Origin of the sequence: Pseudomonas sp. S60 (assembly GCF_016647865.1) — a bacterium.
Taxonomy (GTDB): Bacteria; Pseudomonadota; Gammaproteobacteria; order Pseudomonadales; family Pseudomonadaceae; genus Aquipseudomonas; species Aquipseudomonas parafulva.
This window is the reverse complement of record NZ_JACVVH010000007.1, coordinates 1-23,979: the sequence shown is the minus strand read 5'-3', so window position 1 is coordinate 23,979 and position 23,979 is coordinate 1. Positions and strand designations below refer to the sequence as shown.

The 23,979-nt window shown below is 61.5% G+C and carries 21 protein-coding genes and 1 riboswitch; of the genes, 8 read left to right on the top strand and 13 right to left on the bottom strand.

Annotation, left to right across the window (positions count from 1 at the left end):
* A riboswitch (yybP-ykoY riboswitch) is annotated at positions 1-171 on the bottom strand.
* 249 nt (positions 172-420) lie between these two features.
* Genes IAE33_RS05285 through IAE33_RS05270 form a run of 4 tightly spaced genes read left to right on the top strand, consistent with a single transcriptional unit; the run spans position 421 to position 4,658 of the window.
* Positions 421-696 (top strand): PepSY domain-containing protein, encoded by a 276-nt coding sequence (locus IAE33_RS05285; protein WP_201162672.1) that lies wholly within the window; start codon positions 421-423, stop codon positions 694-696.
* 10 nt (positions 697-706) lie between these two features.
* Positions 707-1,981, top strand: a complete 1,275-nt coding sequence (locus IAE33_RS05280; protein WP_201162670.1) for a sialidase family protein — start codon at positions 707-709, stop codon at positions 1,979-1,981.
* Positions 1,978-2,625 (top strand): hypothetical protein, encoded by a 648-nt coding sequence (locus tag IAE33_RS05275; RefSeq protein WP_201162668.1) that lies wholly within the window; start codon positions 1,978-1,980, stop codon positions 2,623-2,625. The genes IAE33_RS05280 and IAE33_RS05275 overlap by 4 nt, the downstream gene beginning before the upstream one ends.
* A complete protein-coding gene (locus tag IAE33_RS05270; protein ID WP_201162666.1) occupies positions 2,622-4,658 on the top strand; it encodes an LTA synthase family protein in 2,037 nt (678 codons plus the stop codon). Before IAE33_RS05275 ends, IAE33_RS05270 begins: the two co-directional genes overlap by 4 nt.
* Positions 4,659-4,722: 64 nt before the next feature.
* Here IAE33_RS05270 and IAE33_RS05265 read toward each other — a convergent pair whose 3' ends face one another.
* From IAE33_RS05265 to IAE33_RS05230, 8 genes are all read right to left on the bottom strand, one after another.
* Entirely contained in the window at positions 4,723-7,098 is a 2,376-nt protein-coding gene (locus IAE33_RS05265; protein ID WP_201162775.1) for an efflux RND transporter permease subunit, read from the bottom strand.
* A gap of 20 nt (positions 7,099-7,118) precedes the next feature.
* Entirely contained in the window at positions 7,119-8,087 is a 969-nt protein-coding gene (locus tag IAE33_RS05260) for a WD40/YVTN/BNR-like repeat-containing protein (protein ID WP_236403754.1), read from the bottom strand.
* A 245-nt stretch (positions 8,088-8,332) separates the two neighbouring features.
* The gene (pepN, locus tag IAE33_RS05255; protein WP_201162662.1) at positions 8,333-10,990 is read right to left on the bottom strand and encodes an aminopeptidase N; all 2,658 of its coding nucleotides are present in this window, start codon (positions 10,988-10,990) and stop codon (positions 8,333-8,335) included.
* A 13-nt stretch (positions 10,991-11,003) separates the two neighbouring features.
* Complete coding sequence (locus tag IAE33_RS05250; RefSeq protein WP_201162660.1) at positions 11,004-11,834, bottom strand: DUF2797 domain-containing protein; 831 nt, start codon at positions 11,832-11,834, stop codon at positions 11,004-11,006.
* Positions 11,831-12,091, bottom strand: a complete 261-nt coding sequence (locus IAE33_RS05245; protein WP_028632388.1) for a YeaC family protein — start codon at positions 12,089-12,091, stop codon at positions 11,831-11,833. Before IAE33_RS05245 ends, IAE33_RS05250 begins: the two co-directional genes overlap by 4 nt.
* Before the next feature lie 13 nt (positions 12,092-12,104).
* On the bottom strand, positions 12,105-12,992 hold the full coding sequence (locus IAE33_RS05240; RefSeq protein WP_201162658.1) for a rhomboid family intramembrane serine protease: 888 nt from the start codon (positions 12,990-12,992) through the stop codon (positions 12,105-12,107).
* Complete coding sequence (locus tag IAE33_RS05235) at positions 12,989-13,960, bottom strand: metallophosphoesterase (RefSeq protein ID WP_028632386.1); 972 nt, start codon at positions 13,958-13,960, stop codon at positions 12,989-12,991. Before IAE33_RS05235 ends, IAE33_RS05240 begins: the two co-directional genes overlap by 4 nt.
* Positions 13,960-14,850, bottom strand: coding sequence for an NAD(+) kinase (locus IAE33_RS05230; protein ID WP_028632385.1), 891 nt, complete (start codon positions 14,848-14,850; stop codon positions 13,960-13,962). The genes IAE33_RS05235 and IAE33_RS05230 overlap by 1 nt, the downstream gene beginning before the upstream one ends.
* Before the next feature lie 43 nt (positions 14,851-14,893).
* On the opposite strand from IAE33_RS05230, the gene IAE33_RS05225 reads away from it, so the two are divergent.
* Both IAE33_RS05225 and IAE33_RS05220 read left to right on the top strand, forming a co-directional pair.
* Entirely contained in the window at positions 14,894-15,871 is a 978-nt protein-coding gene (locus IAE33_RS05225) for a DUF1853 family protein (RefSeq protein WP_201162656.1), read from the top strand.
* Between the two features lie 123 nt (positions 15,872-15,994).
* Positions 15,995-16,540: a cytochrome b gene (locus tag IAE33_RS05220; RefSeq protein ID WP_028632383.1), complete on the top strand. Its 546-nt coding sequence runs from the start codon at positions 15,995-15,997 to the stop codon at positions 16,538-16,540.
* Here the strand turns inward: IAE33_RS05220 and IAE33_RS05215 are convergent.
* From IAE33_RS05215 to IAE33_RS05200, 4 genes are all read right to left on the bottom strand, one after another.
* A complete protein-coding gene (locus tag IAE33_RS05215) occupies positions 16,531-17,421 on the bottom strand; it encodes a 1-aminocyclopropane-1-carboxylate deaminase/D-cysteine desulfhydrase (RefSeq protein WP_201162654.1) in 891 nt (296 codons plus the stop codon). The two genes, IAE33_RS05220 and IAE33_RS05215, sit on opposite strands and share 10 nt — an antisense overlap.
* 39 nt (positions 17,422-17,460) lie before the next feature.
* Positions 17,461-17,772, bottom strand: coding sequence for an XRE family transcriptional regulator (locus IAE33_RS05210; protein WP_201162652.1), 312 nt, complete (start codon positions 17,770-17,772; stop codon positions 17,461-17,463).
* Positions 17,769-18,125, bottom strand: a complete 357-nt coding sequence (locus tag IAE33_RS05205; protein ID WP_201162649.1) for a type II toxin-antitoxin system RelE/ParE family toxin — start codon at positions 18,123-18,125, stop codon at positions 17,769-17,771. Before IAE33_RS05205 ends, IAE33_RS05210 begins: the two co-directional genes overlap by 4 nt.
* Before the next feature lie 129 nt (positions 18,126-18,254).
* On the bottom strand, positions 18,255-20,291 hold the full coding sequence (locus tag IAE33_RS05200; RefSeq protein WP_201162647.1) for an NADPH-dependent 2,4-dienoyl-CoA reductase: 2,037 nt from the start codon (positions 20,289-20,291) through the stop codon (positions 18,255-18,257).
* 183 nt (positions 20,292-20,474) lie between these two features.
* Here IAE33_RS05200 and IAE33_RS05195 point away from each other — a divergent pair, with 183 nt between their 5' ends.
* Positions 20,475-21,593, top strand: a complete 1,119-nt coding sequence (locus IAE33_RS05195) for a nitrilase-related carbon-nitrogen hydrolase (RefSeq protein WP_201162645.1) — start codon at positions 20,475-20,477, stop codon at positions 21,591-21,593.
* Positions 21,594-21,597: 4 nt separating this feature from the next.
* A complete protein-coding gene (locus IAE33_RS05190; protein WP_201162643.1) occupies positions 21,598-22,638 on the top strand; it encodes an AraC family transcriptional regulator in 1,041 nt (346 codons plus the stop codon).
* Positions 22,639-22,902: 264 nt separating this feature from the next.
* Here IAE33_RS05190 and IAE33_RS05185 read toward each other — a convergent pair whose 3' ends face one another.
* Entirely contained in the window at positions 22,903-23,733 is an 831-nt protein-coding gene (locus tag IAE33_RS05185) for a DUF2242 domain-containing protein (RefSeq protein WP_201162642.1), read from the bottom strand.
* Between the last annotated feature and the right edge of the window lie 246 nt (positions 23,734-23,979).

The following is a 23,979-nucleotide window of genomic DNA, read 5'->3' as shown; positions in this document are numbered from 1 at the left end:
TCCAGCCGGGCATAAGACAAACGACATCGGCCCTGCGCGCCCGACTCACTACGCAGGGTTGTCGTTGGTCTCACCAGTCCGGATGGATGCCTTGACCACGGCGATTGCCGAGAATGTTGACCAAGGCGCCTTCGAAAGCTCGAAAGCAGGCTACTCCCCAAAGAAGCGAGAGAGGTTATGGATACATCTATGAAAATTTCGTGAAAAGACCGAAAAAAAAAGCCTCATTGCGGACGTTACGGCGGCACGTTGAAATTCGCACAGGGTAACCCTTTTCATTGCCTCCATAGAAACGATGCCGCTGGTCAACTTCCCTGCATTGAAGTGCGTTGTGAAGTGTGTAACCGCATATTAATTTTTACATATCCTTCACTTCCCCCTCTTTAGCCTCGCGCCTCAATCAATAACGGGGGGTTCACCGTGCGTAACCTGTGTCTATTTACTGCAGTTCTTGGCATTACCCAGGTCGCACAGGCAGACACTTTGTGTGCTACCGCCGAAAAATCCACCTGGAAGTCTGAGTCCGACTTTAGACGATCAATCAAGCAGAGCGGCTACCGCATCACTAAATTTCGCGTGACTGAGGGCAACTGTTACGAAATCTACGGGTTTGACACAGAGGGCAAACGGGTGGAGCTGTATTTCCACCCGATCACCTTTGCCTTGGTCAAGGCTGAGCCAGTTCCCCAGCGGTGAGATACACGCGATGAGCCTTCTAAAAAAAACCGTCTACCTGTCTGTAGTCGCCACCGTTTTTGGGTTCGCTTTGAGCAAGGCACCCACTGTCAAGGTCGCTGACTTCTCAGTGATTAACGCACACGCGACCAATGTCGAATCAGCCCCGGACGTGAAACACCGCTTCGCCTCGGCAGACATGACGGCCTTCGTCCACTCTGCCTCCATTACTGCACTGCCAAACGGCGGGGCAATTGCGGCATGGTTCGCAGGAAGCCGGGAAGGCGCAGCAGATGTGCAAATCCGTGCTTCCCAGTTCGACCCTCGCGCTGATGAGTGGAGCCAGGAGCGGGTACTGGCCACACGGATAGGTACGCAAACAGCCGTTCGCAAGCATGTTCGTAAACTCGGGAACCCGGTGATCGCGCTTTCACCAAACAATCGGTTGTGGCTTTTCTATGTCTCCGTTTCAGTCGGGGGTTGGGCCGGAAGCGCCGTTAACGTCATGTACTCCGACGATCTAGGCACGACCTGGACTGCACCTCGCCAACTGGTAACCACGCCCTTTTTCAACCTGAGCACCCTCGTGCGGAGTACACCGGTATTTCATACGGATGGCTCTATCGGCTTGCCGATCTATCACGAGTTCATGGGTAAATTCGCTGAATACCTGTACTTGAACTCGAATGGCGAAGTCGTCGACAAGTTTCGCATCAGCAAGGGCAAGCATTCGCTCCAGCCAACGATCGTGGCTCAAAATGGCCGCGAAGCCGTCGCTCTACTCCGCTACGCCGGGGAGCGATATCACCGTGTTCTCGCAAGCCGTACCACTGACTCGGGTCGCCATTGGACCGAGCCCCAGCCCGTTGAGCCAAGTAATCCCAACTCTTCACTTGCGGCTGTCGGCCGCGACAATGGCAAGCTCCTGGTAGCGATGAATGACCTGGAGGATGGGCGTTTCCGCCTCACACTTTATGAGACCGATAGGGAAATGCGTGACTGGACGCTCATTTCCCACGTTGACGAGTCCCCCGACCCTTGGGGTGATCCCATCGACCAAGCCACCTTCCACACAAAGATTGGTGAGGCCTGGGCGGCGCGGGGTTCAACATCACCCCAGACCCAACACGCCATGTTGTCACGTGTCAGCGAGCGTATGTGTGAGTCTGGAAAGTGCCGATTCGAGTATGAGTACCCGTATTTCACGCGCGACACATCAGGGCGCTACCACCTGGTGTATTCCTGGAACGACACATTCATCAAGCACGTCAGCTTTAGTGACGCCTGGGTGGAGGGCAAAAAATGATCATCGACCTGATTCAAGCACACGTGGCGCTGGCAGCCCTTCTATTTCTTGTGCTCGCCCCCTTTGGCACCGGCGTTTATTTACAAGGTTGTAAACTGGCGCTGGCCGTCACGCTCACCTTTGTGCCAGTGGGCGAACTAACACTCACCGAGGCCGTGCGGAGCCTTACGCATGACGTATCCGTCAGCTTCGTTGTGATGGTCTGTTTTTATTGCCTGAAAAAGCTCGGGCTCATTGATATTGCTCCAGCCGATCATCGCCACCTGCTCTGGGTTGTAGGCGCAGGGGCCATGCTGCTCTACCCAGCTTCTCTCGGCCTGAGCTACCTCGATCCCTATCGTTGGGGTTACGAGCCTGCAGGGCTGATGCTGGCGACGGGCGCAATTGCATTGTATTTCCTCCACAGGGGCAATACGTTTGGGGCCACGGTGTTGACGTTCCCTGCCTTGGTCTACTGCCTGGACTTGGACACGACAGAGAACTACTGGAACTATTTGATTGATCCAGCGCTGGTAATGCTTGCGCTACTGTACGGCTTACGCTCACTCGCACGCTTTTCAGTCCACCGTATCCGCACGCTCATCGCCACCCCAACACTTGCCACTCACACGCCCACCGCCGAATCTACCGAGACGCCTCGATGAACTGGACTCACTCAAGGCGACTCCGTTATCTAGCCGGTGTAGCCGCGGTTCTATTTACGCTCTTCATTGCCCTGCGCCTGGTGTTCCTACTGGGGTTCTCTGGCGTACCCCTGCAGGAAATACTGAGCCATAACGATATCTTGTTTACCACGGGCATCGGGTTGCGATTTGATCTTCGGCTTGCGTTGCTGGTGACTGCTCCACTGGCCCTGTTGGCGTGGGCCCCAAAAATAAACCTGGTGAGTAACAGCACCACAATCAAAATGTCCAACGTCTACCTGGCGCTGGCCGTTTCACTGGTACTGCTGGTTTACATTATTGATTTTGGTCATTACGCCTACCTTGGCGTCCGGATCAATGCCACCGTATTACGCTATTTCGAAGACTCAAAGACCGCTTCGGAGATGGTGTGGCAGACGTACCCTGTTGTATGGATTTGCCTCGGCTGGCTGTGCGCGATAATGGCCACGCTGGCGGCCGTCAAGTGGGTCGAAAGGCGCACCCTCCGCTCACCTTCAATCCCCATCTCCAAGGGGGCGATAGCGTTTGGAACCGCCATCGTTTTTAGTGTCACGCTCCTGGGGTTGGTGGGCCGTTTGGAGAACCTCAATATCAAAAACCCGGTGCCTCTACGCTGGAGCGATGCGTTTTACACGGGCAATGCTCAAATCGCTGCAACGGGATTGAACCCTGTTCTATTTCTGTACGATACCCTTCGGGTTGACCGTGTCTCATACGATGAAGAAGAGGCACGACGCCATTACCCAGCAATCGCAAACTATCTTGGGGTCACGAAACCTGACCCCATCGCGTTGAACTATCAACGCGAGCATTCAGCGCATCCCTCAGTTTTTACCACCCACAAAACACCCAACGTCGTATTTGTCATGCTTGAATCATTGGGCACCAGTGCGGTGGGTGCTTATGGCAACCCGCTCAACCCAACGCCAAACCTCGACCGCATCGCCAGCCAAGGTCTGTTTTTTCGCCATTTCTACGTCCCCGTGACAGGCACGGCAAAAACCGTGTGGGCGAGTATTACCGGCGTACCTGATGTGACAAGGGAGCAGACTGCAACCCGTAACCCGCTCATCTCCAAGCAGCACAGCCTGCTCAACGCACTGGAGGGTTACGAAAAATATTACATGATCGGTGGTAACGCAGGCTGGGCCAACATCAATGCTGTCGTACAACAGAGCGTGGACGGCATTCAACTCTATGACGAGCCCGACTGGCGGTCTCCGCGTATCGATGTATGGGGGATTTCCGACCTGAACTTCTTCAAAGAAAGCACAGCAATCCTTGGCGCGCACCGTGACGACCAGCCATTTTTCGCGTTCCTGCAAACCTCTGGGAACCACAGACCTTTTACGATCCCAAAAGAGAACGATGGCTTCGAGCCACTTGATCTTCCGCTTGAAGTGGTGCAACACGCAGGCTCACGGAGCGTAGCGCAGTTCAACGCGGTTCGTCTTCTGGACTTCAACATTGGCAAGTTGTTGGAGATGGCAGAAAACCAAGGGTTCTTGAAGAACACTATTTTTGTATTTTTCGGGGACCACAACACGCGCATCAGCCAGATTCCGCACATGGCACCGGCCTTCGAGCAACTTGGCCTTGAAAGCAACAATGTGCCGATGATCATCTACGCGCCCGGCCTCATTGAGCCTGGAAACGTCGACGAGGCCACCGGCCTGGTTGATTTGCTGCCCACCGTGCTGGGGATGCTTGGAAAACCGTACATGAACAACGGCATGGGGCGGGACTTGATGCAACCTGCCCCCGAAGGCGAGCGTGTGGTACCTCTGGTGCTTCAAGAGGGTACTTTCCCGGTTATCGGAGGCGTTACCAAGCGGTTTCTACTGCAAATGCAGCACGACGGCAGCTCACCGACACTTCACGACCTCTACTCACCAACGCCCTTAGACAACGTAGCCGGCCAACACCCAGAAGCGTTCAGCCGCCTCACTGAACTCACGCGTGCCATGCACGAAACCTCAAGGGTTATGCTCTACCGTAACGTCCGGCTATGAACTGGCCGGCACGCTGTTCGGCCAGTTGGCTACAGGAAGGCGCGACCTGAATCCATCCAGCACGTCAGTGAGCGAAGATTGACCCCCCGGCCTTGCCTGCCATTTTTTCCGGTTTTATCAGGAACCGTGCCAGGGCGGGCAGTAGCCAAAGGGCGCCAAACATGTTCCACAGCAACATGAAGGTCAGCATCAGGCCCATGTCTGCCTGGAACTTGATGGCAGAGAAGATCCAGGTACACACACCGATGGCCAGGCACAAACCGGTGAACAGCACCGCCTTGCCGGTGGAGCGCAGGGTCTGGTAGTACGCCTCCTGCAGCGGCAGGCCGGCCCGCAGGAAGCTCTCCAGGCGGCTGTAGATGTAGATGCCGTAGTCCACGCCAATACCTACACCCAGCGCCACCACCGGCAAGGTGGCGACTTTTACGCCAATGCCCATGTACGCCATCAACGCATTGCCCAGCACCGAGGTGAGTACCAGCGGCAACACGATGCACAAGGTGGCGGCAAACGAACGGAACGTGATCAGGCACATGATGGCCACGCAGATGTACACCAGCACCAGGATGGTCAGCTCGGCCGACTTGATCACCTCGTTGGTCGCGGCCTCGATGCCGGCATTGCCCGCCGCCAGCAGGAACTGCAGGCCCTCCTTGTCGTGGCTTTCTGCAAATGCCTTGGCGGCCGCGGTGACCCGTTCCAGGGTTTCGGCCTTGTGGTCGTTGAGGAACACCAGCACAGGCGCCAGCGAACAGTCGCCGTTGTACAACCCGTCGGCACGGGCAATGGAGTTGTTGAGCACATCCGGGTTGCGCGAGAGGGTTTCCCATTTCAGGCTGCCCTCGTTCATGCCCTTGATCACCTGCTTGGACACGGTCACCAGGGAGATGGCCGATTGCACACCCGGGGTGTTTTCCATCGTCCACATCAATTCGTCGATGGGCGCCAGGGTCGAGTGAACCGAGCAGTGCTCTGGCGGCGTCTTGACCATGACCACCAGCACGTCGGAACTGGTGGAATAGTTGCTGATGATGAAGTGGTTGTCCTGGTTGTAGCGCGAGTCGGGGCGCAGTTCTGGCGCGCCCTGGTCGAGGTCACCGATTTTCAGGTTCTGGCTGTACCACAGCCCGCCGGCGAAGGCCAACAGCGCCAGGCCCACGGACACCGGCGCCACCTTGGCGCTGGCGAAGTTCGACAACAGCCGCCAGAACGGGTGTTCACGGGTAGCGTCCCGTTTGCTGCGCTCGATGGCTTTCTTGCTGATACCCACGTAGGAGATAGCTACCGGCAGCAGGATCAGGTTGGTAAACACGATCACCGCCACCCCGATGGACGCGCCAATGGCCAGCTCGCGGATGACGCCGATATCGATGATCAGCAAGGTGATGAAGCCCACGGCATCGGCCAGAATGGCGATCATGCCGGGCAGGAACAGCTGCCGGAAGGTGCGCCGCGCCGCCGTCAGGGCGTTGTCGGCGTCGCTGGACTGCAGGGCGATGCCGTTGATTTTCTGCACCCCGTGAGAGATGCCGATGGCGAAGATCAGAAACGGCACCAGCATCGAATAAGGGTCCAGGCCAAAACCCACTGCATGCATCAGGCCCAGCTGCCAGACCACCGCCACCAAGGTAGTGACAAGCACGGCGATGGTGCTGCGGATGCACCAGGTGAACCAGTACAGCAGTACCCAGGTGATCGCCAACGCCACACCGAAGAACATGACCACCATCACCAACCCATCGATCAGGTCGCCGACTTTCTTGGCGAAGCCGACGATGTGAATCTTCACATTGGGGTTCTGGGCCTGGAACTTGTCGCGGATCTTTTCTTCAAGCTGGTGCGAGAACTGCTGGTAGTCGAGCTTGACCTGGCGGCCCGGGTCCTGCGGGTCCGGGTAGCTTTCGAGCAAGGGCACGTCGACGATACTCGACCTGAAGTTGTTGCCTACCAGCCGCCCAACCTGCCCGGAGCGCAGCACGTTGTCGCGCAGTGTATCGAGGCTGGCCTGCGAGCCGTCGTAGGTATTGGGGATCACTTCGCCACCGGAGAAGCCCTCTTCGGTGACCTCACTCCAGCGCACGCTGGGGCTCCACAAAGACTTGAGCCCGGCACGGTCGACACCCGGCAGGTAGAACACTTCGTCATGGATCTGCCGCAAGGTCTCCATGTAGGCCTTGTCAAAGATGTCACCCTCGACCGCCTCCACGGAAATCCGCACGGTGTTACCCAGGTTCGCCAGGTCGTTGCGGTGCTCCATCATCTGCTCGATGAATGGGTGCTGCAGCGGGATCATCTTTTCGAAACTGGTGGAAGGGCGGATCTGCGTGGCCTGCCAGAACAGCAGGATGCTGACCAGCACGCACAGGGTAATGACCACGGGCCGGTTGTTGAAGATCAGGCGCTCGAGCAGTGTGGCCTTGTCCTGATGGTGCGGCTGCATGGGCAGGCTCTCCTTGCTGGTCATGGGCGCACCTCGCGGGCAGCACGGTCGGCGCCTTCGGCATTGGCCAGGTGCACACCACCCTGCCCTACCAGCAGCAGCCCGCCCTCCCCCGCAGCGCTGACGCCAGACAGGGCGATACGGTCGGCTCGGTTGTAGACCGTGAAGCGCTGGCCATCGTCGGTGCTGCGCAGCACGCTGCCGCCATTGCCCACCAGCACCACGGTGCCGTCATCCAGCAGTGTGGCGCTGGCCAGGCCGAACTGCAGCTCGCCACGGGCGGCTTTCAGTTCGATGGGCTGCCAGGTGTCGCCGAAGTCGGTGGAGCGGAACAGGTTGCCGCGCAGGCCGAACGCCAGCAGGGTACGGGGTTGCGCCGTACCGATGACGCCAAACAGCGACCCCTCGTAAGGGCCCTGCACCTTCGCCCAGCGCTGGCCGTTGTCTGCCGAGCGGTACATGCCGCCCTGCTCGCCGACAATGAACAGGCCGGCTTCGCGCACCTGGGTGATCGCGTTCAGGTGCAACTGATCGGGGTTGTCGAGGCGCTCAGCCACATCCTGCCAGTGCTGGCCGCCATCGGTGGTTTCGAGGAATGCACCGTAGGCACCCACCGCGAACCCGTGCTGAGCATCGGTAAAGGCGACATCCAGCAGCGGGGCTTCGCGGGCCAGGTCTTCGAACTGCTTGCTCCAGGTGGCGCCGCCATCGGTACTGGCAAGAATCTGCGCATCGTGGCCTACCGCCCAGCCCCGCTTGTCATCGAGAAAAAACACGGCTGTGAGCAATTGCCGGGTCGGCACGCGGGCCTGGGTCCAGGTGTTGCCCTGGTCGTCCGAGAACAGGATATGGCCCCGATCACCGACCACCACCAGGCGCTTGCCGGCGTGCGTGGCATCGATCAGCAGGCCCTGAGTGGCCTGGGCCGACTCGGTGGAATATTCCTCGGCGGGGGCGGCAGTGACGGCGCCTGCCCCCCACAGCATCATCAACAGCGCACCCGCAATCGGCTTCAAGCTCATCCCTGCCCCCGTAGTTGTTATTGTTGGGTGGATCTGTGCGTTGCAGGCGCCGTGCAGCAGTTCGGGCCAAGGCCTGCAAGGGTTTGCGTGGATCGTAGGAGGGGTGGTGGCGGGGATGCAACGGGGGGGACGTTATGTTTTGTTAATTGCCCCCACACAAACCCCGTCATGCCCTGATTGGCATAAAAGGGTTTGCGCGGCGGGGGCACGGTTCAGGCCAGGCTCTTGCTCACCACTTCATACACATCACTGGACAGCTCACCAGAGGCGAGAATCCGCTGCAGCTCGGCCTTCATCAGCGCCTGGCGGGCGGCGTCGTACTTGCGCCAGCGGGTCAGCGGTGCCAATTGGCGCGAAGCAATCTGCGGGTTCAGCGCATTCAGCTCGATCACCAGATCCGACAGGAAGCGGTAACCGGAACCGTCGGCCGCATGGAAGTTGACCAGGTTCTGCCCGGCAAACGCCCCCACCAGCGCGCGCACCTTGTTCGGGTTCTTGAGCGTGAACGCCGGGTGCTGCATCAGGGCTTTCACGCGTGCCAGGCCACCTGGCAAGGTGCTGCCTGCCTGCACGCTGAACCACTGGTCCATGACCAGCGGGTTGTCCTTGAAGTGTTCGGCGAACGTTTCCAGCGCCTTGGCCCGCTCAGCCTCGAACGGTGAGTTGACCAGCACTGCCAGTGCCGTCAGGCGTTCCGTCATGTTGTCACAGTGCTCGAACTGCTCGAGCGTAGCCTGCAGCACCTCGGGCCGGCCAGTCTGCATCAGGTACGACAGGGCAATGTTCTGCAGGCTGCGGCGGGCGAAATGCTCGGCAGAGGCGACGTACGCCGTGCTCCGGGACACCTCGCGGTTAGCCTGGTAGCGCGCCCATAGGGCATCGAACAACTGCTCGGCGATCTGCTGGCGCGCATATTCGCGTGCGGCGTGGATGGCGTCCACATCTGCCACCTGACTGATCTCGGTCAGGTAGGCCTCACCGGGGAGCGACAGCATTTCAGCCACCATGGCCGGGTCCAGCGAGGCGTCGCCCAGCACGGTGCCCAAGGCAGTGATCAGCCGTGGGTCCAGCGTCAAGGCTTCACCACGCTGATGCTGGCCGATCAGTTCCTGCAGTACCTGCACCGACAACTGCTGGCCGGCCTCCCAGCGGTTGAAACCGTCGCTGTCGTGCTGCATCAGGAACATCAACTGGTTACGATCGTAGGGGTAGCTGAGCTTGACCGGCGCGCTGAAGCCTCGCAGCAACGACGGCAGCGGCTTGGCCTGCACGCCCTGGAAGGTGAAGGTCTGTTCGGCCTCGGTTACCGACAACACCCGCGTGGTGACGCCCGCCGCAGGTTCCCCGGCCAGTTGCAGGGGCAGGTCGTTACCCTGGGCATCCAGCAGGCCCAGCTCGACCGGGATCACGAACGGCAGCTTCTCGGCCTTGTCAGGCGTCTGCGGGCAGCTCTGGCGGAAGGTCAGGCTGTACGTCTGTGCAGCGGCATCGTAGGCGTCAGTGGCCTCCACCCGTGGCGTACCGGCCTGGCTGTACCAGCGCTTGAACTGGGCCAGGTCTACCGCGTTCGCGTCCTCCATCGCCTTGATGAAGTCGTCGGTGGTCACCGCCTGGCCATCGTGACGCTCGAAGTACAGGTCACTGCCCTTGCGGAAACCATCTGCCCCCAGCAAGGTACGCACCATGCGCACCACCTCCGCGCCCTTCTCGTACACCGTAAGGGTGTAGAAGTTGGAGATCTCGATGAAGCTGTCAGGGCGCACCGGGTGGGCCATGGGGCCTGCATCTTCGGCGAACTGATGAGTGCGCAGGTAGGCTACGTCCTCGATACGCTTGACCGTGCGCGAGTTCATGTCGGCACTGAACTCGGCATCGCGGAACACCGTGAAGCCTTCCTTGAGCGACAGCTGAAACCAGTCACGGCAGGTGACACGGTTGCCCGACCAGTTGTGGAAGTACTCGTGGGCAACCACCCCTTCAACCCGCTGGTGCGCAGCATCCGTGGCGGTTTCGGCACGGGCCAGCACGCAGCTGGAGTTGAAGATGTTCAGGCCCTTGTTTTCCATGGCGCCCATGTTGAAGTCGTTCACCGCGACGATCATGAAGATGTCCAGGTCGTACTCGCGGCCGTACACCTCTTCATCCCAGCGCATGGATTTCTTCAGGCTGACCATGGCATGGTCGCACTTGTCGATGTTCTCCGGCTCCACGTAGATGCGCAGGGTCACGTCGCGGCCCGACTGGCGGCTGAAACTGTCTTCCACGCACCACAGGTCACCTGCCACCAGCGCGAACAGGTAGGCCGGTTTCATGAACGGGTCTTCCCAGGTGGCCCAGTGGCGGCCATCTTCTGCCGGGCCGCTGCCCACCGGGTTGCCGTTGGACAGCAGCACGGGGTAGCGATGCTGCTCGGCAATCACCGTGGTGGTGAAGGTGCTCATGACATCGGGGCGGTCGAGGTAGTAGGTGATCTTGCGGAAGCCCTCGGCCTCGCACTGGGTGCAGAACATCTTGCCCGACTTGTACAGGCCTTCCAGCGCGGTATTGCTCTCGGGGTGGATCCTGACGCTGGTGTCGAGGGTGAAACGCTCGGCCTTGGGCTGCACGGTCAGGCTGTCGGCGGCCAGCTGGTAATCCCCTGGCTGCAACGCTTCGTCGTCCAGGGCGGCGCGCAGCAGTTCGATCTGCTGGCCATCGAGGCGCAAGGGCGGCAGGCCGGCGCCCTGCGCCGGGTTACGGCGCATCACCAGTTGCGCATGCACCAGGGTGTGGTCCTCGAACAGCTCGAAGGTCAGGTGCGTCTCGTCGATCAGGTAATCGGGCGCCTGGTAATCTTTGAGGTAGATCACTTGGGGTTGTTCGGTACGCATGTGCAGGTCCTTTTTACTGGAGCACGGCCAACTGATAGGCCGTGTACTTGCGAATATTGATCACGCCGTTATCAAAGATCAGGTACTGGCCCTTGATACCCAGCAGCGTGCCTTCAACGACCGGGTCTTTGTCCAGGTTGAAGCTCACGATCTTTTGCGGGTAAGCCTCTACCGGGTAGTTCATGTGCACCACTTCAGCATCGGTGAGCGGCTGAATGGCCTGCAAGCCGAAGCGCGCCTGCAGCTCGGCCAGGCCAGGCGCGCACGCCTCCAGCACCTGATCACGCACCGCCGGCAGGTCGAGCACCTCCGCATTGCCCTTGAGCAGTGCCCGCCAATTGGTGCGGTCAGGCACCTGGCTGCGCAGCAGGTCTTCGACCAGCCCGGACTGCTGGCGGGTCGCAACCCGCAGAATCGGCAGCGCCTGGCTGGCACCCTGGTCGAGCCAGCGGGTGGGCAGTTGAGTGGCCCGGGTGATGCCAACCTTGATCCCGGAGGAATTGGCCAGGTAGACCACGTGATCGGTCATGCAGAACTGCTCGCCCCAGGACGGTTCGCGGCAGGTGCCTGCATCGTAGTGGCAGCGTTCCGGCGCCATGATGCAGATATCGCACTGGGCCAGCTTGGTCATGCACGGGTAGCAGTAACCCTGGCTGAAGCTGGTCTTGGTACGCTTGCCACAGTGGCTGCAGTGAATGGCGCCCAGGTACTCAAGGCGCACCCGCTGACCGATCAGCGGGTTGACCGGTACCTGGGTATCGCCCAGGCGAAAGCTGTACTGCACAACAGGGGCTGCAAGGCTGACAGCCATCTTGCTCAACGAGCCACGAGCGAGTTCGATCAATGTACCGAGTCCGACTTGAACAGGATGTTAGGGACAGGCGCGGACTTGGACGCGCATTCCTGCGGGCCCATGTAACCGGTACGCTGGTCCTCGGGCAGGTTTTTAATCTCCCAGGCGATGACCGCCTGCAACGACAGTTCTTTCTGTTCGGCGGTCAGCTTGCGCCCGTCGGACCATTTGCCGATTTCCACGGCCAGCTTCAGGCTTTCGTAGATTTCCGGTGTGATGTTTTCGATCATTTGCGCGAAAGTGGACATAGTGTCTCCTGATTCAAGCCGACAGTTTACGCCGGGCCAGCGCCCCGCCCAAGAGCCCGGTCAGGCATCCGATGAGCAACCCGCCGACGTGTGCCGCGTTGGCGATCTGGCCGAGGCCGAGCGTGCCGACCACGCCGGTGAGGCATACCACCAGCCAGATGAGCATCATCACCAGAACGCCCTTGGGCAGGGCGAAGTAACGGTTGGGCGCCAGCCACTGGTACAACCAGATGTGCCCGAGCAGCCCGTACAGTACCCCTGACAAGCCGCCGAACAAGCCTGGCCCGCTGGTGAAGTGTTGCGCCAGGTTGGACACCACGCTGAACAGCAGGGTAAGGCCCAGCAGGGACCATGCCCCCTGGCGCAGCTCGATGCGTTTGCCCAGCTCCCAGAACCACAGGCTGTTCATGGCAAGGTGCAGCACACCGAAGTGCAGCAACATGGGCGACACCAGCCGCCACCACTGGCCTTGCGCAAGGCCTTCGGCCAGCGGGCGGAAATACAGGTAATCACCCTGCACCCGGAAATCGAGGAAGGTGAACCAGCGCAGGGTGGTGAAGTTCTCGCCAAGGCTGGTCAGCCCGGCCACCACCAGGCACAGCAGCAAGGTCAGGGCGGTGACCTTGCAGGCCTTGGCCTGGGCAGCCAGGGATGGCTGTGCGGGCGCTCGTTCGCCTGCATCTGGCCCGTCGGCAGGCTCGGCCAGTTGCAGATCGGCATCGCCGTCCGGGTAGCGCTGGTACAGCTGTTGCACTTGCTCGGCCAGGGTATCGGGCGCCCAGAGCACCTGGCTCTCACCCTCCTCGCTGACCCGGTGCGGCACCTGCAGACGCTGCAGCAACTGGATGAAGCCGCTGAGGTCCACCGCCAGCGGCAGGCGCATCACTTCGATAATGTTCATTGGCTTGCCTGTGGTCGGTCGACATCCACCCACACGAACTTGTGCGGGTCGATACGGGTTTCGTCATCCAGCCGGTAGGCGACCAGCTTGCCGTACAGCACGGCACTGTAGTCGAGGCAGGCCAGGTTGCTGCGAATCGGCGCCGGGCGCCCGCTGCGCCAGTAGTGGCCGACGAACAGCAACGGCTCGTCCTCGGCATACCGCAACAAGGCGTTTTTCTGGCTGTGGCTGAGCGGCGTGCTGGCCACTTCGGCGGGCAGGGCATCGGGCTGGAACACGATGTCGCCGTAGGTTTTCGGGTCTTCTTCCCAGAACTTGGTGCGGAAGAAGGCGCGGGTCAGGCCATCGCCCCCGGTCAGGGTAAGGCCGTCAGGCAGGCGCATGTCCGTACCGCGCAGCAGCCGGTTGCAGACATTGGCGGCAAAGCTGCCGCTCACCGCCGAGGCCTGGAGAAAGTGCTGGTCGATGCGACCATCCGGGTACTGCTGGCGCAGGGGGTCGATCAGGCTGGCGTCCCAACAGGCATGCACCAGGCGAAAACGGCCGGCGTCGATGAACAGGGGCAGCTGATAGAACCAGTTGACGAACGCGTGCCAGTCGCCAGGGTGCTGGGCAAACTGGGTGAGGGTTTCGTCGATGAGGCGCGCATGGCGTGGTGTGTGCTCACGCACGAACGCCTTGCCACTGCCCGGCAGCGCCGGGGTCACCCAGCCCAGGGCGCTGTATTCGTGGTTGCCCATGATGCAGAACGCCTGCCCCGCCTCGACCATGCCATGAACGATATGCAGGGCCTCGCGAATGCGTGGGCCGCGGTCGACGATGTCGCCCAAGAACAGCGCCTGGCGCCGCGGGTGGCGCCATACGCCGCCGATGCGCTGGTAACCGAGGGTATCGAGCAAGCGTTCCAGGGTGTGGGCACAGCCGTGAACGTCACCGATGATGTCGAAACTGCGCGCCGGATCGAGCATCAGTCGTCCCTGCCCCCCAGGCGGCTGCCCCAACCGAGCTTGGTACGGCAGACTTCGTAGTAATTGTGGCCCAGGGGGTGGATCAGACGCAGTTTCTGCGGCTTCTTGCTTACGGTGATGGTGTCACCCGGGGCACAGGTGAAGTGGTTTTGCCCGTCGCAGGACACCTGCGGGTAGATCTGCAGGTCCTTGGCCACCACAATCTTCAGTTCGCTGTTGCCATCCACCACGATGGGCCGCCCAGACAGGGTATGCGGGTACATGGGCACGATCACGATGGCATCGAGCTTGGGGTGCATGATCGGGCCGCCTGCCGACAGTGCATAGGCCGTGGAGCCGGTAGGCGTGGCGACGATCAGGCCATCGGCCTTCTGGCTGCAGACGAACTGGCCATCGATGTAGATCTCGAACTCGATCATGCGGGTGGACTTGCCAGGGTGCAGCACCACATCGTTCAGGGCATCGCCCTGGCCGATGGCTTCATGGTGCCGGCGCACCTCGGCCTGCAGCAGGAAGCGGTTTTCCACCAGGTAGTGGCCATCGAGCACTTCGGCCACCTTCTCTTCGAGCTCGTCGGGGCGGATGTCGGTGAGAAAGCCCAGGTTGCCACGGTTGATGCCCAGTACCGGGATGTTGTGGCGCGCCAGCGCGCGGGCCGCGCCTAGCAGGCTGCCATCACCACCCACCACGATCACCAGGTCGCAGACCTCACCCAGCAGCTTGCGGGTAGACGTTTGCAGGCCATGGCCGGGCAGCACTTCTGCAATGGTGTCTTCGAGGATCACGTGCAGGTGGCGCTCGAGGAGAAACTGCTTCAGCCGGCGGATAGTGTCGAGCACCTGCGAGCTGCCAAGGCGACCGATGATACCGATATTGCGAAATTGCTCCATGGGGCTCCTGCAAGGCTCTGCGACGGGTGACGATGCAGCGATTATGGGCGAAACCACAGGGCAGCAGCAAACCGGCTATGCTCGCAGCATGATGCCATTTGCCCAGCTTGAACACCTGCCACGCCAGTTACGCCGCCCCGCCGTCCGCGACCTGGCCTGGACGCTGGTGTCGCCGCCGCTACTCAGCGCCGCGCCTTGCCCCCAGCGCCATCCGCTGGCGGGCAGCCTGTGGGTGGACCATCCGCAGCAGCTCGCGCATTGGCTGCAGGCACTGGACGCCGACGATCGCCCTTTGCAGGCATGGCTGGCAACCCTGACCAGCCGCCGCCTGGGCATGTATTACGAGCGGCTCTGGCAGTTTGCCTTGCACCATGCGCCAGGGGTGGAGCTGCTGGGTGCCAACCTGGCCATTCGCGAAGGGGGGCGCACACTGGGCGAGCTGGATGCAGTAGTGCGCGACCGCGACGGGGTGCACCACCTGGAACTTGCCATCAAGCTGTACCTCGGCCCGGAGGGGGCCGGCACCGACCGTGATGGCTGGCTGGGGCCAGGCTGCCATGACCGGCTGGGGAACAAGCTCGCCCACCTCCGGCATCACCAGTTGCCCATGTCGGCCAGCGCCCAGGGCCGGGCCAGGCTGGACAGCTTCGATGTGGGCGCACTGCAGGCGCACGTGTGGATGGGCGGGTACCTGTTCTACCCATGGCCCGCCCACGCCGAGGCGCCTGAAGGGGCAAACCCGCACCATTTGCGCGGGCGCTGGGTGCGGCGCCCGGCGTGGTACACCCATGCAGGTGACTGTTGGCAGCCATTGCCACGCCACGCCTGGCTGGCACCTGCGCGGGCGGAGGCCACCGATGTCTGGGGTACGGCGCGCTTCGCGGCCTGGTTGCACCTGCTGCCTGTCCATGCACCCGCGCAATTGCTGGTGCGCTTGGTGCCGGACAGCAACGGCGCCTGGCAGGAGGCCGAGCGCGTGTTTGTGGTGCCAGAGGGTTGGCCGTGCGCGCCGGCCGCCTGAGGAGCGATGCCCGACTACACAATTTTCACGGATTTGAAGCAAAGATCTGCCTGAGGTTGCCGGTACACTGGCACCTGAGCGCCATCAAGAGCGCCACCCCCGACCTGACGATGAGGAACACGCATGGTTTCATCCACCCCGGCGCCCCATTACGCGCGCGCGTCCATACTCCTGCACTGGCTGATGCTGGTGCTGCTGGCTGCCGTCTATGCCTGCATCGAACTGCGCGGCCTGTTCCCGCGGGACAGCGCCGAACGCAACCTGATGAAAGACCTGCATTTCATGCTCGGCCTCAGCGTCTTCGTGCTGGTCTGGCTGCGCCTGGCCATGCGTCTGGTACACCCTACGCCGCCCATCCTGCCCAAGCCTCCAGCTTGGCAGACAGGCCTTGCACACCTGATGCACCTGTTGCTCTACGTGCTGATGATCGGCATGCCGCTGGCCGGCTGGCTCATCCTCAGCGCAGCCGACAAGCCTGTCCCCTTCTATGGGCTGGAACTGCCGCACCTGGTAGGCGCAGACCCCGACCAGGCCAAGTTCATCAAGGGCTGGCACGAACGTATCGGCACCTGGGGCTACTGGTTGATCGGCCTGCACGCCGTGGCCGGGCTATATCACCACTACATCAAGCGCGATAACACCCTGTTGCGCATGCTGCCCTACAAGTAACCCCGGCGCCCCTGCAGCCCCCCGGTATGCACGAAGACCAGCCGCGTGCCGGGGGCGAAGTAGCCGGCCTCTACCTTATCGCGCAACGCAAGCAACGCCTTGCCTGTGTAAAGGGCTTCGAGGGGTACGCCAGTGGCCTGTTCGCTGGCTTCGATAAAGGCCAGTAATTGGTCATCAAACTTGCCGAAGCCGCCACGGCACGCCTCATGCAACCGGTACCCATGGTCGCCAGCCAGAGCCTGAACTGCCTGCGGCACGCCATACCCCAAAGGTACCGCCAGTGCCCCATGCACGATGTGCCCGCCCGCCTCCGCCAGCACCAGGCCGGCCAGCGTGGTGCCCGTACCGGCAGCCAGCCACCAGGCGTCATAGCCGGCCCAGCCTATCGCCGAAAGCCCCGCATGTGCCTGCTGCATGATCAGTGCACAACCTTCGGCCCCCGCCAACCCACCGCCGCCCTCGGCAATGCAATGCCAGCCTGGGTACTGCGCCTGCCAAGGCGCCCAGAAACCAGGCTGGTGCCGTGCGCGGTAACCCTCGTAGCCCAGCCAGTGCAATTGCATACCCAGAGCCTGTAGATCGCGCACGGTGGGCGTGTCTTGCGGCTGGCCACGCAGCAGGCCAGCCGTGGCAAAACCGAAACGCCTGCCGGCAGCCGCCAAGGCGTGCAGGTGATTGGAGTGGTTGCCACCCAGGCTGATCAGCCCCGGGGCCGCGCTGGCGTCGGCGTGCGCCAAGTGATGGCGCAGCTTGAACCATTTATTGCCGCTGATCAGCGGGTCGATCAGGTCAAGGCGCAAGACAGCGACCTGCACCCTGGCACTGGCCAGCCAGGGCAGGTGCAGCGGTTGCAGGGGGGCTTGGGGGAGGTCAAAGCGCATGGGTCATCGCGGCTGGAAAGCGCTCCTAGATGGCTCGGCTCATCGGAATTGAGCGCGGACAGTCTCTTGCTCAGGTACAAGCCTCACCTCAACGCGCTGCCCAAGCGCACGTGCGGCGCTAGCCAAGGTTGCCAACGTCATGCCTGGGTCATCTTGATCAAGCGCCCGATCAACTGCGGTTCGGCTGGTATGCATGCGTTCAGCGAGTGCTTTTTTTGTGACCTTCTGCATTTTCATGGCTTCAGCAATCTGCCATGCAATGACGCGTTTTAGGGCAGCAGCAGACACTTCTTCTACAAGGCCTTGCTCTGAAAGGAAGTCGTCGAAATCCGAGCCAATATGCTGATTCATTGCGTGTTCCTCTCCAGTGTTGCCTTACGCTGCTTGGCAGTGTCCAAGTCAGAAGCCGGTGTTTTCTGACTCTTCTTTATAAAACCATGCAGTAGAACCATGGCGTTCCCGTGGATGGTAAAGAGGACACGAGCCACGGTGTCCACAAGATTCACCCTGACTTCCCATAGGCCTTTGTCAAGCTTCCTGACCACCGGCATCCCAATTGGCCAGCCAACTTGAACTGTTTTGATTTCGGTACCGATCATTCGTTTGTGCTCACGAGGGATCTGGGCCAGCCACTCTCGAACGGGTTCGTTGCCTACTTCTGTACGATAAAAATGAACATTCAGCGTCGGAGGGATCTGACTCATGCACAAGTGTACCAAAAAAGGTTCACAACTCAACCACAAACGGGGTAACGCAACACATTGCTGTTGAACGCCTTAGGGGCGAATTTGCAGATGCAAACGGGTGGCAGAAAGGGCGTGAGTTCCACCGTATCAAAGCCGCGCCGCCAACCTGGACCCCTGGTCGATCGCCCGCTTGGCATCCAGCTCTGCCGCCACGTCGGCGCCGCCAATCAGGTGTACCGACTGCCCTGCTGCCAGCAGCCCCGCCTGCAGTTCACGCAGTGGCTCCTGCCCGGCGCAGATCACGATGTTGTCCACCGCAAGCACCTGGGGCTCGCCGTCTGCTACCCGCACGTGCAAGCCGGCGTCGTCGATGGCCAGGTACTCGACACTGTTCAACATCTGAACGTGTTTGTTCTTCAACCCGGCACGGTGAATCCAGCCGGTGGTCTTGCCCAGGCCGTCCCCTACCTTGGTCTTTTTGCGTTGCAACAGATAGACCTGGCGCGCCGGGGCGTGAGGCTCGGGCTTGATGCCTGCCACGCCACCTCGCGCCTGCAGGTGCGTGTCGATGCCCCATTCCTTCCAGAAGGCCTCCCGGTCCTGACTGCTGGCCACACCTTGGTGCACCAGGTACTCGGATACGTCGAAGCCGATGCCCCCCGCACCGATGACCGCGACAGCCCTGCCCACCGGCTTGCGCTCCAGCAGCACGTCCAGGTAACTGAGCACCATGGGGTGCTCGATACCCGGGATGGCTGGCGTACGGGGTGCAATACCCGTGGCCAGGATGATTTCGTCGTAGCCGCCCGCCAGCAGCGTCGGTACATCAACGCGGGTGTTCAGCTGAAGGTCAACGCCTGTGCTACGCACCTTGTTGCCGAAGTACCGCAGCGTTTCGTAGAACTCTTCCTTGCCGGGCACCCGCTTGGCCACGTTGAATTGCCCGCCTATTTCACGGGCGGCGTCGTACAGCGTCACTGCATGCCCCCGCTCGGCGGCGACGGTGGCCGCTACCAGGCCGGCCGGGCCTGCGCCCACCACGGCAATACGTTTGGCCGTTTGCACCGGCAGGTAGTTGAGCTCGGTTTCGTGACAGGCACGCGGGTTGACCAGGCAGCTGGTCAGCTTGCCGCCAAACGTGTGGTCCAGGCACGCCTGGTTGCAGCCGATACAGGTGTTGATTTGGTCCGCACGGCCCGCGGCCGCCTTGTTGACGAATGCCGGGTCCGCCAGAAATGGCCGCGCCATGGACACCATGTCTGCGTCGCCGTCGGCCAGCACCCTTTCGGCCACTTCCGGGGTATTGATGCGGTTGGTGGTAATCAACGGGATGCCGACCGCACCCCGCAGTTTGGCGGTAACCTTGGTAAATGCAGCGCGTGGCACCTTGGTGGCAATCGTCGGAATGCGTGCCTCGTGCCAGCCAATACCGGTGTTGATCAACGTGGCGCCAGCCCGCTCGATGGCCTTGGCCAGTTGCTCGATTTCTTCCCAGCTGCTGCCGCCTTCGACCAGGTCGAGCATGGACAGGCGGAAGATGATGATAAAGTTCGGGCCCACCGCCGCCCTTACCCGCGTGACAATTTCCACCGCCAGGCGCATTCGGTTTTCGTAGCTGCCACCCCAGCGGTCAGTGCGGTGGTTGGTGTGGGCGGCCAGGAACTGGTTGATGAAGTAGCCCTCCGACCCCATCACCTCTACGCCGTCATACCCGGCACGCTGGGCCAGGACCGCGCAATTGACGAAGTCAGCGATCTGCTTCTCGATACCTGCCTCGTCCAGAGCTTGGGGTTTGAACGGGTTGATCGGCGCCTGGATCGCGCTGGGTGCCACCTGGCGCGGGCTGTAGGCATAGCGCCCGGCGTGCAGAATCTGCAGGCAGATCTTGCCGCCTGCAGCATGCACCGCCTCGGTCACGATGCGGTGGTTGTCGGCCTCTGCCTCGGTGCTCAGCTTGGCGGCACCGGCGTACACGCCGCCCTCATCGTTGGGCGCTATACCGCCGGTCACCATCAAACCGACGCCGCCCCGGGCACGCTCTGCGAAGTAGGCAGCCATACGCTCGAAGCCACCCGGGCGTTCCTCCAGGCCAGTGTGCATGGAACCCATCAATGCACGGTTGCGCAGCGTGGTGAAGCCCAGGTCCAGTGGAGCCAGCAGGTGCGGGTAAAGGTCGGTTGCCATGGTTCGATTCCCAGGTGATCACGGTATGCGGGTACTTCGCCTTCGGCGGCACCGCTGTTGTATGTCCCCGACATTAAACAGCCGTTTGAACAGGCTCAATGACTGAAACTGACAAGTTATTGATCCTGACGTACAGCAGGGCTAACCTAAGCCTCCCCTGCTCTGAAGGCACCTTACAGCTTCATGCGAAAAATTCTGGCAAGCGCCCTGGCGCTGGTGATGGTTGCCGCCCTGTGCGGGTACGGTTTCTGGACGCAACAACGCCCGGAAGGCCATTACCTCTCCGACCTGCGTATCGAGCTGGCAGTCGACCAAGGCGTGCCCGGTGACCGTGGCAACCTGCTTGGCGTTGAACCGCTGCTTTATCCGGGTGATTACCAGAACCTGCAACGCCTGCACCGCAAGCTTGCCGCCTATCTGGAGCAGGCACGCGCACTGGGGTTGGTGAATGCCAGAACGGTGGTGGTGCTGCCCGAGCACATTGGCACCTGGTTATGGGCACGGGGCGAGAAGAACGAGCTGTACCAGGTGACGCAAAGCCGTGAGGCCCTGCAATGGCTTGAACTGAGCAACCCGCTGCGCTACGGCCTGGCCATGCTTGCCGCCGAAGGCGATGACCGGCGCGCCGATGCCCACCTGCGCATGAAAGCAGAGCAAATGGCAACGGATTACCAGCAGCTGTTCGGCGGCCTGGCCAGGGAGTTCGGTGTCACCCTGGTGGCCGGGTCCATCGTGCTGCCAGCGCCCTATGTCAAACAGGGCGCTCTGCATGCCGGGCGCGGCCCGCTGTTCAACAACAGCGTCGTGTTCGCAAGCGATGGCTCCCTGCTGGGCGAGCCTCAGCGCCAGCAGTATCCAGACAGCGAGAGCCGCCGCTACATCCACAACGGTCGCCAACAGCCCCTGCACGTTGTACAAACCCCGGCCGGCCGCCTAGGGGTGCTGCTGGGCAGCGACAGCTGGTACCCGGAAACCCACCAACAATTGGCCAGCCAGGCCGTGGAGCTGGTGGTGAACCCGGTGTACCTGCCTGGCAAGGGCAGTTGGCAAGCACCGTGGCGCGGCAACCGTCATCAACCGGCGGCGACACACTTGCCGCTCAAGCGCGGGGAGGTCAGCGAGCAAGTGGCCTGGCATCGCCTCACCGACACCACGGGGCCGATGCTCGGCAGCATGAGCGTGTTCATGCGAGGTCAGTTCTGGGAGCAAGGGACGGATGGTCAGGGTTTTGCACGCCAGTCTGGGCAATTGTTCACCGGCGCTCCCAGTGCCGGCGCCCGTCTGCTGAATCTATGGCTGTAGGTGTATGGCCCGCCCTCGCGTGAGGCTTGGCGACCTGTCGGTAGGGTTCGTGCAGCCGCTGGCCGAAGCCGTCAGGGCGCTGGGCCATGACCCCGAACCACTCCTGCGCCGCTATGGCCTGGGGCCAGCCCGCCTGGCCGAAGCCGGTGCTCGTCTGTCGATCCCGCGCTATATGCACCTGGGTCACGCGGCCATAGAACTGTGCCAGGAGCCCGCACTGGGGCTGCATATGGGCTTGCGCAGCCGGCTGGCCCAGGCAGGGCTGGCCGGGGTGACTGCGGCCCAAGCCCCAACGCTGGGTGAGGCAGCACGCACGTTGCTGCGCTTCGAACCCCTGTATGCCGCCAATTACCGTGGCCACTCGAGTGTTCACGAAGACGCCAGCGGTGCATGGCTGCGTTTTTATTCCGTCAGCCCCTACAACGATTACAACCGCTTCGTGGTGGACTCACTGCTTGCGGGTTGGCTGGCTCAACTGGCTGACCTTGCCGGCAAGCCTGTGCAGGCGGAGCGGTTGGAAATCGAGTTTACCGCACCCGCCTACGCCGGCCAGTACCAGGTGTTGTCCAGCACACCGGTGCAATTCGGCGCAGCATACAACCAGCTGAGGCTTAGCCAGCAAACGTTGCACTCACCCAACCCTGGGCACTGCCCGAGCACCTGGCAGCATTTGCAGCAGTTGTGTGAAGCCCAATTGCTGCAACTGACACGCGTGCGCAGCCTGGGCGAGCGTATTACCCACCTGCTAGGGCCACTGCTCAGTGGGGGCCGTGAACCGGAGCTGGATGAGGTGGCCGTTGCGCTGCAACTGCCCACTTGGACGCTGCGCCGCAGGCTGGCCGAAGAAGGGACGCGTTTCAGGGACCTGCTGAATGAAACCCGCCGCGACCTGGCAGAAACCTACATACGCGACACAGAGCTGGCCTTTGGGGAGATTGCCTATCTGTTGGGGTTCGCGTCTGCCGAAGCCTTCCAGCGCGCATTCAAGCGCTGGACGCAGCTCACACCGGGAGAGTTTCGCCGCAATCAGCGGCGAGCCGTCTAAAGCTCGGTGGCGTCGTCTGCCGGTTCCGAGGTGTCCAGTTCGTACGCCTGAAATTCGAGAAGTTCTTCCTGATAGTCGTCCATAGCCCTGCGTCCTGTTCTCATGATGTCTGTGTCGGTGCTGTCTTCAACCTAAGCAGGTAGGATGAAAAAATGATGACAAGCATTTGAGAGATAAACGTAGCAGGTGTTCAAAAACTTATCGCAGGCCGTCTGTAACCAGGCATGTGCGCGGACTGCGTTGCTGAGCCACAACGAGCCGGCATCACTGGGCTGGCGTTGTCGCTTCGACTGGCTCGACCGCAGGCTGCACCTCGATGGGCGCGGTCTCAGCAGGCGGGGCTACCGGCTGCGACCCCTGGGTATCATCCACCGCAGGCACCGCTACCGGCGGGCTTACCGGCTCGCTAGCCGCCGCAGCAGGCGCAGGTGCTGTTTCCTGCAACGAAGTCGGCGCCGCGGCGGGCGCCGCAGGCTGCTCAGGCAGGCCCAGAACAACGGCTGGCTTTTCAGCCTTCACCGGCGCCTCCTCCACCTTGGCCTTGCTGACCTTGGCGGGCTTGGGCTTGGGTTTGGGCAGGTAGCTTTCTACCAAAGCAAAATAGCGGTCATAGAACTGCGCAGCCGTGACCGTCTCGCTTGCCACCTTCACCATCGAATCGTCACTGGAGCCGATCGGCATCGACACAGAACCCAATACCCCAACACCCAGGCTTGCGGAGGTATTGGACTTTTTCAGGGCATACCGGTCCTGCAGGGCGTTGGCGAACATGGTGGAGTGCTGGTCGTCAGTGGCATCCGGGGCACAGGTGACGTTGAAGCTGATCTGCAGGTGGTTATCGCTGTTCTGCTGAAAGCTCTTGTTGCCCACCACCTGGTTCGCGCCACTGCTGGTGATGATATAGCCCTGGCTCAGCAGCGCCCTTCGCGCAGCCTCGCACGAGCTGGCATCGCCTACCGGAAAGCTGCGCGAGAAGGTGCCCGAGTCGTCAAAGTTCTCATGCTCGTACACAGCAGCCTTTTTCGACGTGCAACCGGCCACACCGGCCAGCACAACGGCCAGCCCGAGCGCAGCAAAGACGGAAAATCTGGTCATTGCGGATTCCGGGTATCTCGAGAAGGTGCCTATTGTGCAACACAGCGGGCAGGCACTGGAACCGCTGAAGAGTGAAGACTTGGTCAGGTTTCGGTAAAGGTGCATAAAGCTTGCAGCCAGCCCCATAAACGAAAAAAGCGACCCAAAGGTCGCTTTCACGTTGCTTCGAGGCGTTCATGGGGCCTCTTGGCGAAGATGGCGCAGCGGACGGGACTCGAACCCGCGACCCCCGGCGTGACAGGCCGG

Excerpts from the sequence above, each read along its gene's own strand:
- IAE33_RS05280 (WP_201162670.1), top strand. The coding sequence starts at position 707 with ATGAGCCTTCTAAAAAAAACCGTCTACCTGTCTGTAGTCGCCACCGTT.
- IAE33_RS05275 (WP_201162668.1), top strand. The coding sequence starts at position 1,978 with ATGATCATCGACCTGATTCAAGCACACGTGGCGCTGGCAGCCCTTCTA.
- IAE33_RS05270 (WP_201162666.1), top strand. The coding sequence starts at position 2,622 with ATGAACTGGACTCACTCAAGGCGACTCCGTTATCTAGCCGGTGTAGCC.
- IAE33_RS05265 (WP_201162775.1), bottom strand. The coding sequence starts at position 7,098 with ATGCAGCCGCACCATCAGGACAAGGCCACACTGCTCGAGCGCCTGATC.
- IAE33_RS05260 (WP_236403754.1), bottom strand. The coding sequence starts at position 8,087 with ATGATGCTGTGGGGGGCAGGCGCCGTCACTGCCGCCCCCGCCGAGGAA.
- pepN (WP_201162662.1), bottom strand. The coding sequence starts at position 10,990 with ATGCGTACCGAACAACCCCAAGTGATCTACCTCAAAGATTACCAGGCG.
- IAE33_RS05245 (WP_028632388.1), bottom strand. The coding sequence starts at position 12,091 with ATGTCCACTTTCGCGCAAATGATCGAAAACATCACACCGGAAATCTAC.
- IAE33_RS05240 (WP_201162658.1), bottom strand. The coding sequence starts at position 12,992 with ATGAACATTATCGAAGTGATGCGCCTGCCGCTGGCGGTGGACCTCAGC.
- IAE33_RS05235 (WP_028632386.1), bottom strand. The coding sequence starts at position 13,960 with ATGCTCGATCCGGCGCGCAGTTTCGACATCATCGGTGACGTTCACGGC.
- IAE33_RS05230 (WP_028632385.1), bottom strand. The coding sequence starts at position 14,850 with ATGGAGCAATTTCGCAATATCGGTATCATCGGTCGCCTTGGCAGCTCG.
- IAE33_RS05225 (WP_201162656.1), top strand. The coding sequence starts at position 14,894 with ATGGGCGAAACCACAGGGCAGCAGCAAACCGGCTATGCTCGCAGCATG.
- IAE33_RS05220 (WP_028632383.1), top strand. The coding sequence starts at position 15,995 with ATGGTTTCATCCACCCCGGCGCCCCATTACGCGCGCGCGTCCATACTC.
- IAE33_RS05215 (WP_201162654.1), bottom strand. The coding sequence starts at position 17,421 with ATGCGCTTTGACCTCCCCCAAGCCCCCCTGCAACCGCTGCACCTGCCC.
- IAE33_RS05210 (WP_201162652.1), bottom strand. The coding sequence starts at position 17,772 with ATGAATCAGCATATTGGCTCGGATTTCGACGACTTCCTTTCAGAGCAA.
- IAE33_RS05205 (WP_201162649.1), bottom strand. The coding sequence starts at position 18,125 with ATGAGTCAGATCCCTCCGACGCTGAATGTTCATTTTTATCGTACAGAA.
- IAE33_RS05200 (WP_201162647.1), bottom strand. The coding sequence starts at position 20,291 with ATGGCAACCGACCTTTACCCGCACCTGCTGGCTCCACTGGACCTGGGC.
- IAE33_RS05195 (WP_201162645.1), top strand. The coding sequence starts at position 20,475 with ATGCGAAAAATTCTGGCAAGCGCCCTGGCGCTGGTGATGGTTGCCGCC.
- IAE33_RS05190 (WP_201162643.1), top strand. The coding sequence starts at position 21,598 with ATGGCCCGCCCTCGCGTGAGGCTTGGCGACCTGTCGGTAGGGTTCGTG.
- IAE33_RS05185 (WP_201162642.1), bottom strand. The coding sequence starts at position 23,733 with ATGACCAGATTTTCCGTCTTTGCTGCGCTCGGGCTGGCCGTTGTGCTG.